9 protein-coding genes are annotated in these 13,239 nt (G+C 34.4%); 5 read left to right on the plus strand and 4 right to left on the minus strand.

Features of this window, described 5'->3' with window-relative positions:
- Positions 1 to 117: 117 nt before the first annotated feature.
- From CKV69_RS03955 to CKV69_RS03970, 4 genes are read right to left on the minus strand one after another with little or no spacing between them, the layout of a single operon-like run.
- A complete protein-coding gene (locus CKV69_RS03955; RefSeq protein WP_392387136.1) occupies positions 118 to 381 on the minus strand; it encodes a DUF423 domain-containing protein in 264 nt (87 codons plus the stop codon).
- A 21-nt stretch (positions 382 to 402) separates the two neighbouring features.
- Complete coding sequence (locus CKV69_RS03960; protein ID WP_005716569.1) at positions 403 to 855, minus strand: DUF441 domain-containing protein; 453 nt, start codon at positions 853 to 855, stop codon at positions 403 to 405.
- Between the two features lie 35 nt (positions 856 to 890).
- Positions 891 to 2,117 (minus strand): capsule biosynthesis protein, encoded by a 1,227-nt coding sequence (locus CKV69_RS03965; RefSeq protein WP_038641858.1) that lies wholly within the window; start codon positions 2,115 to 2,117, stop codon positions 891 to 893.
- Between the two features lie 9 nt (positions 2,118 to 2,126).
- A complete protein-coding gene (locus tag CKV69_RS03970) occupies positions 2,127 to 4,184 on the minus strand; it encodes a capsular polysaccharide biosynthesis protein (RefSeq protein WP_014326096.1) in 2,058 nt (685 codons plus the stop codon).
- 381 nt (positions 4,185 to 4,565) lie between these two features.
- On the opposite strand from CKV69_RS03970, the gene CKV69_RS03975 reads away from it, so the two are divergent.
- From CKV69_RS03975 to CKV69_RS03995, 5 genes are all read left to right on the plus strand, one after another.
- Positions 4,566 to 6,434 carry a coiled-coil domain-containing protein gene (locus CKV69_RS03975; protein ID WP_014326097.1) on the plus strand — a complete coding sequence of 623 codons (1,869 nt, stop codon included), beginning with the start codon at positions 4,566 to 4,568 and terminating at the stop codon, positions 6,432 to 6,434.
- A gap of 17 nt (positions 6,435 to 6,451) precedes the next feature.
- Positions 6,452 to 9,370 (plus strand): glycosyltransferase family 2 protein, encoded by a 2,919-nt coding sequence (locus CKV69_RS03980; RefSeq protein WP_016504510.1) that lies wholly within the window; start codon positions 6,452 to 6,454, stop codon positions 9,368 to 9,370.
- 63 nt (positions 9,371 to 9,433) lie between these two features.
- Entirely contained in the window at positions 9,434 to 10,606 is a 1,173-nt protein-coding gene (locus tag CKV69_RS03985) for a nucleotide sugar dehydrogenase (RefSeq protein ID WP_014326099.1), read from the plus strand.
- Positions 10,599 to 12,032, plus strand: a complete 1,434-nt coding sequence (locus tag CKV69_RS03990) for a glycosyltransferase family 2 protein (protein ID WP_005756857.1) — start codon at positions 10,599 to 10,601, stop codon at positions 12,030 to 12,032. The genes CKV69_RS03985 and CKV69_RS03990 overlap by 8 nt, the downstream gene beginning before the upstream one ends.
- Before the next feature lie 18 nt (positions 12,033 to 12,050).
- Positions 12,051 to 13,232, plus strand: a complete 1,182-nt coding sequence (locus tag CKV69_RS03995; RefSeq protein ID WP_014326100.1) for a polysaccharide biosynthesis/export family protein — start codon at positions 12,051 to 12,053, stop codon at positions 13,230 to 13,232.
- The last annotated feature ends 7 nt before the right edge of the window (positions 13,233 to 13,239 follow it).

The raw sequence follows: 13,239 nt of genomic DNA on the forward strand, positions 1-13,239 counted from the left end.
GACTTATTTTTATAACTTCTATAAGCTAACATCGCCCAACCAATTAGAAATAACGTGCCACCAATTGGCGTTAACCAAGCAACGGATTTTGTTGCCCCTAACGCTAAGGCGTACAAACTACCACTTAAAGAGGACAATACCTAAACTCCAGGTTGAACCAATCCAGTTTATCACTCGATCTATGTCTGCTTTTAAATATAGCTGCAAGGTACCCAATACCATCAACGCGACGGTATGAAAGAATTGATATTTTAAGCCGGTTTCAATCCAGGCAAGGGCTTTTGGCGTCAAGGTTTTTTCTAAGCCATGCGCCGCAAATGCACCGAATGCAATACAGAAAAAGCCGCTCAATGCGGCAATAAATAACCATTTATTTTTCATCTTGTCCTCTTAACAATAATTTTAAGATTTTCCTAAGAATAAAGATAAGATCCCCGCAGCGATTAACGGTCCAACTGGAATACCGCCAACAAAAGCAACACCAAGAATGGTCCCTACCAATAATCCAGTTAATAATACAGGTTGTGCGCCCATTAATCCAACACCACGCCCGCCTAACCAAGCCACTAATAATCCAACGGCAACAGCAAGCCACATTTTCCAATTTAGAAAAACCGCCAAATGCGGTAGCTGAATTTTACCTGACACAATCGGACTTAGCACGCCAATCGTCAAAATAATAATACCCAATGTGATGCCGTGTTTTTCCATAAAAGGAATATATTTGGCTAAAAAAGTTTGCTGCATCAATAACAAAATTGCAGCAGAGATGGTGACGGAACTATTATTACTGAGTACGCCCAGTAAAATTAAAACCACCAGTAATAAGGCGACGGTATTAAATTGTAAAGACATAATTTTCTCTAGTTTGAACTTAAAGGTTAAAATAGTTATTGATTATAAGGATAGCGTAAAATGACTTTGCTATAGAAACTCCCATTAATCTGTGTTTTAGATAAGTGATACTTTCGATATGCTTCAAACACTTTCGCCTCTGGCAATCCCTTATTATGCCAGAAACTGTGCAAATTACCTTGATAAGTTAATCCTTCAAAGTTGTAACTTGCTCTGCCTAAGGTCAAAACTGGCATACGGTGTAACAAGGCAGAAATTCCACTTGTACTATTTAAGGTAATCATTCCCTTCCCTTTTCTCAATAAAATGGGTGTCGGAACGTCATGAACATAAAAGATTCGCTTTTTAAACGCGGGATATTGTGTTTTATATTGTTTAATTACATGCCCATAATCGACAAATCCCCTATCCATTGGGTGATGCTTGATAATCAAATTAAGTGCGCTCGGAGCATGATAAATAAATGACTCCAAGATTTCCTTTAAAAAAGCGTCAACACTTTCATAGTCACAATGTATTCTCACTTGACTATCATCATACACTTGCAAAGGCACGAGGAAAAAATCCCCTAATTTACCTGCTGCTACTTTCTTCCCAAAAGAACGATCTTGCCAATAATAGTAAGCTCTTTTTATTCCTGAAGTTAGCCATAACTTAATATAATATTTCAAATCTAAAATACGATGATGTTGATAATCAGGATATTTATCTTGATTAAAGTAGGCTTTGGTATAGTATTTTATCGCAATAGTTGCCAATGGAATAAAGCCTTTTGCTAACTTTAACGGTTCAGGAGGAAGTGGACAATGAAGTGCCTGTTTCAAAAAAAAATTAGCATCTCTCGGGAGCGTTGAAAAATTATTAACGCCATTTTTCTCCAACGTCACATAATCCGGTCTAAAATAGCCTTCTTCAAAAACCCAAAACGAAATTTTCTGTTTATCTGCAACGATTTTAGCAATGCGATGATAAGCCCGTGTATCACCAAAACAAATGATCGCATCAATCGAATGTTGGTGACAAAAAAAACGAAGATACTGGTCAAACTGATCTAACTGTCCCTGGTAGGCAAAAGTCTGAGGAATAGAATTAGGATAAAAAGCCTCATCACCAGAATTAAAATTTATTTTAAATACTTGTTTGTGAAACGTTTTTAGCCATGCTGACAGTTCTGTAAAAAAAGGACCAATTGGACCTTGTAATAATAAATAGTTCGTTGATGATTCAAGTAATTCATCTAAATTATGCTTAAGCACATCCATATTAAGACACTACCTCAAAACAGAATAAACATTTTTTAATTTCATAAAAATATTCATAAAATAATTTGTATGTAATTTATTATTTTTTATTTTTCGACGTTTCTCGATCAGAATATCAACCGCTCGCTGCACATCGATCATTGTTTTTGTTTTTGGGTCAATATATTGTGGGTAATAAATCAGCACGCCAGCAATTAATTCTAAAAGACTTAACTTCCGACTTCTTCGGTTTAGAGAAAGATGATCCACTGTTAGCCCCCAGTTAGAATAAAAAGGCAAGCCATAACAATGTACTTTTTTCTCGCGCAGTAACGCTTCAAACCCCGCTAAAGAGGTCATCGTATGCACTTCATCCACTTGGTTAATGCAATCCAATATATTGGCTTTCTCAACCACGAAATCAGCATACTGTCGATAATCATCTAGACGATCTGTGTTTTTACGATTGCCTGCAACCACATCAGGATGAGGTTTATAAATAATATAGGCTTGGGGATTATTTTTTCTGACCGTACATAATAACTCTGCATTCGTACGAATATGCGGTGAACCATATTGAATTGAAGCATCATTTTCCACTTGTCCCACAACTAAAAGTTTATTTTGTCTGATGTGTGTTAGGCATAAGTGTGTATGTCCCACATTATATTTACCAATATGTTGCTCAATCAGTGTTTTCTTTAACGTTTCTGCGCGCTGTAAATCCTTTAGAGTAAAGGATTGATGCTGTAGAATATCCTCTAATCGGGAACGAGATTGGGCGTCAAAATAAATGCCAACGTCATCTAAAACTAATGATATCGGTGGCGTTAAATTAGACCCTAACCCAACTGAACGTAAAAAACCATCTTCCATTCTCAAAAGAGGAAGTTGCTGTTGCTTGGCATATTCAACTACTTCAATGTGTGAATGTCCCCACACCACTATTTTAGCCTGAGATTTCTCGTGAATACATCGCTTTAGCTCATGCACATTCAGCACAAAATGTAAACGACAGCGTGGAAATTGAAAAAAGGGTTGAACCACTTTACGTTTCCAAAAGCGCATACCCACACAATAAATATCACCAGCTAACTGATTGGTTACTTTTTTTGCTTGAATCAGATAATCAATGACATCAAACAATGTGCCTGATTTACCCGTATTAGGATTAATATAACGACAATATTGAAAATAAGCAGCATAGAATAACTGCAACAATGAACGCTTCGCTCTTCTCTTACTCTGTTTTAGCTGACGAATATACGCATTCCGATCATCCGTCAATCCCCAACCAGAAAACCAGGCAGCCCCAAAAGTCACGACAGTTTTTCCTAACAAAAGGGCCTCAAACCCAGTGTGAGATGTCACGCAATAAACTTTATCAACATGCTTTAGTAGTGAGATAGAATTAAAATCTTCTGATAATACTTTTACTCTTGGAAATTGCTGATATTCCGTTAAATAGCCTTGTTTTTTACCACACATTACATCAGGATGGGTTTTTAACCAGATTTCTGCTGTTGGATTTTCAATAATCGCACGTTCTAACATATGTAGAAAATCACTCTGCTCGGCATTCCCGAAAGTAACTGCCATATCGCCATATGTTTGATCAACGACTAAGACAATCGGCCTCTTCGTATTCTGTAAAGGTGTATCAATAGCGTGGTTATATTTGGAAAGGTTATGTGTACAAATTAATTCAATTGCATATTCAACTTGATCGACTTTTTCCTGAAGTAATACATCTTGAGAAAGAATTAAGTTTTCTAAACGAGAAGGCTGATTGATATCATAATAAATACCAATATCATCGTACACTAATGAGAAAGGTGGATACCCATCCACACCCAGTCCAATAGAACGTAAAAAACCATCTTCTATCGTCGCATAAGGTAAATCATGTTGTTGTGCAAAATACCTCGCTTTCTTTGATGATGCTTTATATCCCCATTCTAAAATACATGTTCTCTCCTTTTTCCATGTGACAAATGGAGAGAACATTTTCAAGCGTTGGGTAAAAAAACCGCTTAAATAAGGAATTTTTAACATCCCTTTAGAAAAAATAAGAAACTCTTGATACATATTTAATCTAATATAGTCATATAAAATTGACATATTATAAATCAAACATGACTAGTTAATCATTAAATATTAAACAACCTCAACTTAATAAAACAAATAATAAACAAACAAGGTAAAAAACAAACTAATACTGAGCAAATAAAAAACGGATTAATATAATAACGATATATCAACCTCTAAAATAGACCAAAAATAAATCACACGAGACAAAAGAACAATTATAATCCAAATATCGATTAACAAATAAACACATAGCGCAACGAATAATCAAACAAAATCACATTTAGATTTATTTAAATTAAAAATATAGATTATATTTTAAATATAATGCTAGAATTCGGCACCAAAATTTTTCTCCAGCTGTAAATTAGAGATAAAGATATGAAAAAGGTTATTATCATTGGACATAAACAGTCTAACTATCAAGATGTTGAAAAGGTTTTTCAATGTTATGGGATGAATCCCCCGCTTCCATCAAAACGTGAAAAAATGTCCCCCATCGAAATTGGCCATGTGCTTAATAAAGTATTACCAAGTCTTGAGCACACACCTAAAAATGTATCTTTACTTTCTAATAAGAAAAGCAAAATAAAAAAAGGGAATTCAGCCAAAAATAAATCTCATAAGCACGCTAAAACGAACACAATACAAACGACTTCGAGCATCTGGGATAACTTATCTCTCGATTTGATGCTCGCGAATATCGAGCAAAATTTTTGGGGATGGTCTGATCCTAATGCAATTCAAATATTAGATTATTGGGCTAACCTTGACCCAAACATTCATTTCGTCTTTGTTTATGATAAGCCAGAAAATTTATTCCAATATCATAGCTTAGAAGAGGCTCTCAAATTAGATAAACACACCGTACAAGAAAAATTTGAAGAGTGGCAAACCTACAATGAAAAAATCCTAACTTACTTTAATAAATATAAAGATCGTAGTGTATTACTGAATACACAACAACTCCAAAATACGAAAAAAACATCACTGTCTGAAATTTATAAACATATTTCTGCACCTGATGCATTAGTCAAAAAACTGAATGAACCTTCTCTAAATAAAGAGATGGAAATTATTGAAGTAAACCAAGATTTATCTCACCAAGAAGAATGTCCACTGTCTAACTTTATTGTTAGCCAAATTATAAAAAATTCTCCTACTGTTACGCAGGTATATGAAGAATTACAGTCGCATGCTGATCTGCCTTATATTTCAGAACAAAAATTAGTAAATGATGCCGATTTTGCTCTCCTTGCATGGAAAGATATGATTCAAAAACAAGTCGATGCAAATCAATATCAACATGAAAAAGAATTAGAACTTAGCACAATAAAAGAACGTCAATTAGAGGTTACAGAGAAATATCAATTGACGGAACAAAAACTGTCAGAAACACAAAAAGAAATCGAACAAATTAAAGATGAAAATAGAAAAGTCAAATCTGAAAAAGTAAAACTCACTGCATCTGTTCAATCAACGAGCAAAATACTTTCTGAGAAAGAAAAAGAGATTTCTTGCATAAAAAGTGAAAATACAAAGATTAAAGAAGAAAAAATTAAAATTGATGAAGCATACCACTTAACCAAGAAAACCTTGTCGGATAAAGAAAAAGCCCTCAAAACGCATCAAGATGAAATTGAAGCGCTCAAGATAATTTTTAATGAAAATATTTCCGTACAAGAAGATATGCAAGAAAAATTTCAGGAAACCAATAAAAGAAAACAAGAACTTGAACAAGAGCTAAAAGCCATATCGGATAAGAAAGCATTATTAGAAACAGAAAACAGCCAAAAAACCCAAGTATCTGAGTCTTTAGAAAATGAAAATAAAGTGTTATTAGCTCAACTCCAACTCATTCAAGAAGAATTAGAAAAACTTTATATTGACAATCAAGTATTAAAAGCTAAACCACGCCTTTACGGTGCAGCTGATCGCATAAAAAACCAATTAACTTATCGACTAGGTTACAAAATACAAAGACATGGAAGAAGTCTATTTGGTCTCATTTTTCTTCCCCTTATCTTATTTTGCACTTATTTGCGTTTTAAAAAAGAGATGAAAAAGTACGAATGGAATACCCTCCCACCAATTCACGAGTATGAAGACGCGCATAAAGCAAACCGCATTAAAAGCCATTTATCTTATAAATTGGGTGTCATCTTTTTACAAGAAATCAAAAATCCGTTTAAGTGGCTTACTCTCCCTTACAAACTGATTAAAGAAGGTAAACAATTCAAGCAAAGTTAATTTTTTAAGGACAGAAAATGAATACATTATCACAAGCAATAAAAGCATATAACAGCAATGACTATCAATTAGCACTCAAATTATTTGAAAAGTCGGCGGAAATCTATGGACGGAAAATTGTTGAATTTCAAATTACCAAATGCAAAGAAAAACTCTCAGCACATCCTTCTGTTAATTCAGCACATCTTTCTGTAAATAAAGAAGAAAAAGTCAATGTTTGCGATAGTCCGTTAGATATTGCAACACAACTGTTACTTTCCAACGTAAAAAAATTAGTACTTTCTGACTCGGAAAAAAACACGTTAAAAAATAAATGGAAATTGCTCACTGAGAAGAAATCTGAAAATGCGGAGGTAAGAGCGGTCGCCCTTGTACCAAAAGATTTTCCCAAAGATCTGGTTTTAGCGCCTTTACCTGATCATGTTAATGATTTTACATGGTACAAAAAGCGAAAGAAAAGACTTGGCATAAAACCTGAACATCAACATGTTGGTCTTTCTATTATCGTTACAACATTCAATCGACCAGCAATTTTATCGATTACATTAGCCTGTTTAGTAAACCAAAAAACACATTACCCGTTTGAAGTTATCGTGACAGATGATGGTAGTCAGGAAGATCTATCACCGATCATTCGCCAATATGAAAATAAATTGGATATTCGCTACGTCAGACAAAAAGATAACGGTTTTCAAGCCAGTGCCGCTCGGAATATGGGATTACGCTTAGCAAAATATGACTTTATTGGCTTACTCGACTGTGATATGGCGCCAAATCCATTATGGGTTCATTCTTATGTTGCAGAGCTATTAGAAGATGATGATTTAACAATCATTGGTCCAAGAAAATACATCGATACACAACATATTGACCCAAAAGACTTCTTAAATAACGCGAGTTTGCTTGAATCATTACCAGAAGTGAAAACCAATAATAGTGTTGCCGCAAAAGGGGAAGGAACAGTTTCTCTGGATTGGCGCTTAGAACAATTCGAAAAAACAGAAAATCTCCGCTTATCCGATTCGCCTTTCCGTTTTTTTGCGGCGGGTAATGTTGCTTTCGCTAAAAAATGGCTAAATAAATCCGGTTTCTTTGATGAGGAATTTAATCACTGGGGTGGAGAAGATGTGGAATTTGGATATCGCTTATTCCGTTACGGTAGTTTCTTTAAAACTATTGATGGCATTATGGCCTACCATCAAGAGCCACCAGGTAAAGAAAATGAAACCGATCGTGAAGCGGGAAAAAATATTACGCTCGATATTATGAGAGAAAAGGTCCCTTATATCTATAGAAAACTTTTACCAATAGAAGATTCGCATATCAATAGAGTACCTTTAGTTTCAATTTATATCCCAGCTTATAACTGTGCAAACTATATTCAACGTTGCGTAGATAGTGCACTGAATCAGACTGTTGTTGATCTCGAGGTTTGTATTTGTAACGATGGTTCAACAGATAATACCTTAGAAGTGATCAATAAGCTTTATGGTAATAATCCTAGGGTACGCATCATGTCTAAACCAAATGGCGGAATAGCCTCAGCATCAAATGCAGCCGTTTCTTTTGCTAAAGGTTATTACATTGGGCAGTTAGATTCAGATGATTATCTTGAGCCTGATGCAGTTGAACTGTGTTTAAAAGAATTTTTAAAAGATAAAACGCTAGCTTGTGTTTATACCACTAATAGAAACGTCAATCCGGATGGTAGCTTAATCGCTAATGGTTACAATTGGCCAGAATTTTCACGAGAAAAACTCACAACGGCTATGATTGCTCACCACTTTAGAATGTTCACGATTAGAGCTTGGCATTTAACTGATGGATTCAATGAAAAAATTGAAAATGCCGTAGACTATGACATGTTCCTCAAACTCAGTGAAGTTGGAAAATTTAAACATCTTAATAAAATCTGCTATAACCGTGTATTACATGGTGATAACACATCAATTAAGAAACTTGGCATTCAAAAGAAAAACCATTTTGTTGTAGTCAATCAGTCATTAAATAGACAAGGCATAACTTATTATAATTATGACGAATTTGATGATTTAGATGAAAGTAGAAAGTATATTTTCAATAAAACCGCTGAATATCAAGAAGAGATTGATATCTTAAAAGATATTAAAATCATCCAGAATAAAGATGCCAAAATCGCAGTCAGTATTTTTTATCCCAATACATTAAACGGCTTAGTGAAAAAACTAAACAATATTATTGAATATAATAAAAATATATTCGTTATTGTTCTACATGTTGATAAGAATCATCTTACACCAGATATCAAAAAAGAAATACTAGCCTTCTATCATAAACATCAAGTGAATATTTTACTAAATAATGATATCTCATATTACACGAGTAATAGATTAATAAAAACTGAGGCGCATTTAAGTAATATTAATAAATTAAGTCAGTTAAATCTAAATTGTGAATACATCATTTTTGATAATCATGACAGCCTATTCGTTAAAAATGACAGCTATGCTTATATGAAAAAATATGATGTCGGCATGAATTTCTCAGCATTAACACATGATTGGATCGAGAAAATCAATGCGCATCCACCATTTAAAAAGCTCATTAAAACTTATTTTAATGACAATGACTTAAAAAGTATGAATGTGAAAGGGGCATCACAAGGTATGTTTATGACGTATGCGCTAGCGCATGAGCTTCTGACGATTATTAAAGAAGTCATCACATCTTGCCAGTCAATTGATAGTGTGCCAGAATATAACACTGAGGATATTTGGTTCCAATTTGCACTTTTAATCTTAGAAAAGAAAACCGGCCATGTATTTAATAAAACATCGACCCTGACTTATATGCCTTGGGAACGAAAATTACAATGGACAAATGAACAAATTGAAAGTGCAAAAAGAGGAGAAAATATACCTGTTAACAAGTTCATTATTAATAGTATAACTCTATAAAACACTTGCATTTTATTAAAAATAAAATCCTATAATATTTGCAGTTTAAATAAAGGATAAAAAATGAAGAAAATTACAATTGCTGGGGCTGGCTATGTTGGTTTATCCAATGCAGTATTATTAGCTCAACACCACAATGTGATCTTATTAGATATTGATCAAAATAAAGTTGATTTAATTAATAATAAAAAATCGCCCATCACAGATAAAGAAATCGAAGATTTCTTACAAAATAAATCACTGACAATGATGGCAACAACAGATAAAGAAGTGGCATTAAAAAACGCAGACTTTGTCATCATCGCAACGCCAACAGACTATAATACCGAAACAGGTTATTTTAATACATCCACTGTTGAAGCTGTCATTGAACAAACCCTTTCAATCAATCCACAAGCAACGATTATTATAAAATCAACGATTCCCGTTGGTTTTACCGAAAAAATGCGTGAGAAATTTAATACCCCAAATCTTATCTTTTCACCTGAATTTCTAAGAGAGGGAAAAGCCCTTTACGATAATTTGTATCCAAGCAGAATTATTGTTGGCAGTACTTCTTATCAAGCAAAAGTATTTGCCGATATGTTAACACAGTGTGCCAGAAAAAAAGATGTAACTGTTTTATTTACACACAATACTGAGGCCGAAGCTGTTAAATTATTTGCAAATACGTATCTCGCAATGCGAGTTGCCTTTTTTAATGAATTAGATACTTATGCGAGTCTTCACCATTTAAATACAAAAGACATTATCAATGGTATTTCTACTGATCCTCGCATTGGTACACACTACAATAACCCAAGTTTCGGCTATGGCGGTTATTGTTTACCCAAAGACACTAAACAGTTACTGGCTAACTATGCTGACGTACCTCAAAATCTCATTGAAGCCATTGTCAAATCTAATGAAACCAGAAAACGTTTCATTACTCATGATGTATTAAATAAGAAACCTAAAACTGTTGGTATTTATCGTTTAATCATGAAGTCAGGTTCTGATAACTTCAGAGCTTCTGCTATTCTCGATATTATGCCGCATCTCAAAGAAAACGGTGTTGAGATTGTGATTTATGAGCCAACCTTAAATCAACAGGCATTTGAGGACTACCCCGTTATTAATCAACTCTCTGAATTTATTAATCGCTCTGATGTCATTCTCGCTAATCGTTCTGAGCCAGATTTAAATCAATGTTCCCATAAAATCTATACAAGAGATATTTTTGGCGGTGATGCTTAACCTGTTTAAAATCATAAAAAAGTATGTGCATATTCAATCTTTATTACACAAAAAAGAATATGCCTTACTTTATGCTAAATACATAAACCAGCTTTCTATCAACCAGCAGGCTTATGTTATTTGTCAACTCAAACTCTATGATCTCTTTCTGATTGATCCTAAATGGAGCCACTCTGTTTTTTTCCAGTTAGGATTAATTGCTCGTGGACACGATCATGATAGCGATGAAGTGGTACGTCGTTTGATCACTTGCACTGATTTTAGCAAAAATAAGCAGTTAATCCTTTCTCAATTACTTGCTTATTCACCTCAAATTGCAACAACATTATGTCCACAGACATATCGTTATCGTGCGCTATATCTCTCATTACTAGCGAATTTAAAAGACTTTGTTCGTTTAAAAGAAGAACTCAATAAGTTGCCGTCATGTGTGTTAAAGAATACACCTCATTACTGTTTGTTACAGAATTTTGTCGAAAAAGAAAACAGCAAGAAATTAGAGAACATTAATCAATTTCTTTACTTTTATAAACTTGGAGAAATAACTACGATAAAGACAGAAGATCCACCTAATACTAATAATATAGTCAGTCATTCGATAGTTAATGACACAAACACCTACTTAAATGCCCCTTTAATTACCATATTAGTGACGACATTTAACAGTCAAAAAAGTATAAAAAACACATTAAATTCATTGTTCAATCAAAGCTATCCAAATATTGAAATTATCGTTATTGATGATCATAGCCAAGATAATACGATGAGTATTCTCCAGGCTTATACTAAGCAATATAAAAATATCAAAATCATTAGCTTAAAAGAAAATGTCGGGACTTATGTCGCAAAAAATATTGGGCTTAAATACGCCTCTGGCGAATTCATCACTTGTCAAGATTCCGATGATTGGGCACACCCACAAAAATTAGCACTTCAGGTGGCTCCTTTATTACAACATAAAGAGTTAATTGTAACTTTTTCTAAGTGGGTAAGGCTCGATCCAATAGGGAATCCTTATGCCCGTACTATTTATCCATTAATGCGTTTAAACCCTTCTTCCGCATTATTCCGTAAAAAAGAAGTGTGTGAAAAAACTGCATTATGGGATTGGGTAAGAATCGGTGCAGATAGCGAATTTAATGCACGCTTAAAATTAATTTTTGGACACAAAGGCTATTACACCGTGAATAAACCTTTGACATTCGGTGCACATCGAGAAAATTCATTAATGACAGCTCAAAGTACTGGCTATGTCAATGGCGTCTCCCTACCTCGTGAAGCATATTGGAAAGCATGGAATATCTGGCATATTTCACAATTACAGCGAGGACACGCCCCTCTTTTATCTTCCTCTCCTAAACGAGAATTTTTTCAATATGACCAACATCCGATCATGGATGTTATTTCTTATGCAATCATTAATTAAATCTTAAGAGAGATTATTATGAAACCAATAAAAACATTATCTATTTCTTTTATCACAACGCTCATCCTCGCTGGCTGTCATAGCATGCCAACTTCGGGACCCGCTCAAAATCATATTATTGGGTTAAAAAAACCACAAAATAAGAGCTTGCCAAGTGTTGATGTGATTGAAATGAATGATAAAGTAGCACACACTTTGTTTAAACAAAAGCAATCGCAATCCTTTACTCAATTCAAACAGCAAAATAGCAACTATGCAGATATCATTAATGTTGGCGATACATTAGATGTGTTGATTTGGGAAGCCGCACCCGCTATTTTATTCGGCAGTGTTCTGTCACAAACTGGTAGTGGCGGTGCAAATCTCACGACATTACCCGAACAAATTGTTGCACGCAATGGAAAAATCACAATCCCATTTTTAGGCCCTATCTTAGTAAAAGGCAAAACACCAGAGCAAATTCAAAGAGATATTGCTCATGCGTTATCCTCCTTAGCGAATAAACCTCAGGTGATTGTTCGTTTAAATAAAAATAACTCAAAAAATGTCACCATTCTCCGCCAAGGCAATAGTGTCAGAATGCCATTAACATCACAAGGTGAACGTGTACTTGATGCTATTGCCGCAGTGGGCGGTGCCACAGAAAATCTACAAGATATTTCCGTTCAACTTACACGTGGTAAAGAAGTAAAAATGCTTTCCTTAGAAAAATTAGCCACTCATCCTGAAGAAAACATTCTGCTACGTTCAAATGATGTCGTTACATTACTGAATAAACCTCTTAGTTTCACAGGATTAGGTGCCCTCGGGACAAATAAACAGGTGAAATTCTCTGCGAATGGCTTAACACTCGCAGAAGGCATCGGAGAAATGGGTGGACTATTAGATAACCGTGCTGATCCTAAAGGGGTTTTTGTCTTCCGTTATATTCCATTTAATAAATTATCTCTCGCAGAACAAACTAAATGGAAAGCTCGTGGCTATGATAACGACATGGAGATTCCAACAGTTTATAGTGTCAATCTACTTAATCCAAACGCGTTGTTTTGGTTACAACGTTTCCCTATTCAAGATAAAGATTTAGTTTATGTATCAAATGCACCAATGGCAGAATTCCAAAAATTCTTAAAATTAGTGTTTTCTATCACCTCTCCTGTTACGGGTACACTTCATAATATTAATGTAATTAAAAATTTATAAGGATAGA

The organism is Pasteurella multocida, assembly GCF_900187275.1.
In the GTDB taxonomy this organism is placed as follows: domain Bacteria; phylum Pseudomonadota; class Gammaproteobacteria; order Enterobacterales; family Pasteurellaceae; genus Pasteurella; species Pasteurella multocida.

What these genes read in the sequence shown, in the direction of transcription:
- CKV69_RS03955 (WP_392387136.1), bottom strand. Translation starts at nt 381, where the DNA reads ATGAAAAATAAATGGTTATTTATTGCCGCATTGAGCGGCTTTTTCTGT.
- CKV69_RS03960 (WP_005716569.1), bottom strand. Translation starts at nt 855, where the DNA reads ATGTCTTTACAATTTAATACCGTCGCCTTATTACTGGTGGTTTTAATT.
- CKV69_RS03965 (WP_038641858.1), bottom strand. Translation starts at nt 2,117, where the DNA reads ATGGATGTGCTTAAGCATAATTTAGATGAATTACTTGAATCATCAACG.
- CKV69_RS03970 (WP_014326096.1), bottom strand. Translation starts at nt 4,184, where the DNA reads ATGTATCAAGAGTTTCTTATTTTTTCTAAAGGGATGTTAAAAATTCCT.
- CKV69_RS03975 (WP_014326097.1), top strand. Translation starts at nt 4,566, where the DNA reads ATGAAAAAGGTTATTATCATTGGACATAAACAGTCTAACTATCAAGAT.
- CKV69_RS03980 (WP_016504510.1), top strand. Translation starts at nt 6,452, where the DNA reads ATGAATACATTATCACAAGCAATAAAAGCATATAACAGCAATGACTAT.
- CKV69_RS03985 (WP_014326099.1), top strand. Translation starts at nt 9,434, where the DNA reads ATGAAGAAAATTACAATTGCTGGGGCTGGCTATGTTGGTTTATCCAAT.
- CKV69_RS03990 (WP_005756857.1), top strand. Translation starts at nt 10,599, where the DNA reads ATGCTTAACCTGTTTAAAATCATAAAAAAGTATGTGCATATTCAATCT.
- CKV69_RS03995 (WP_014326100.1), top strand. Translation starts at nt 12,051, where the DNA reads ATGAAACCAATAAAAACATTATCTATTTCTTTTATCACAACGCTCATC.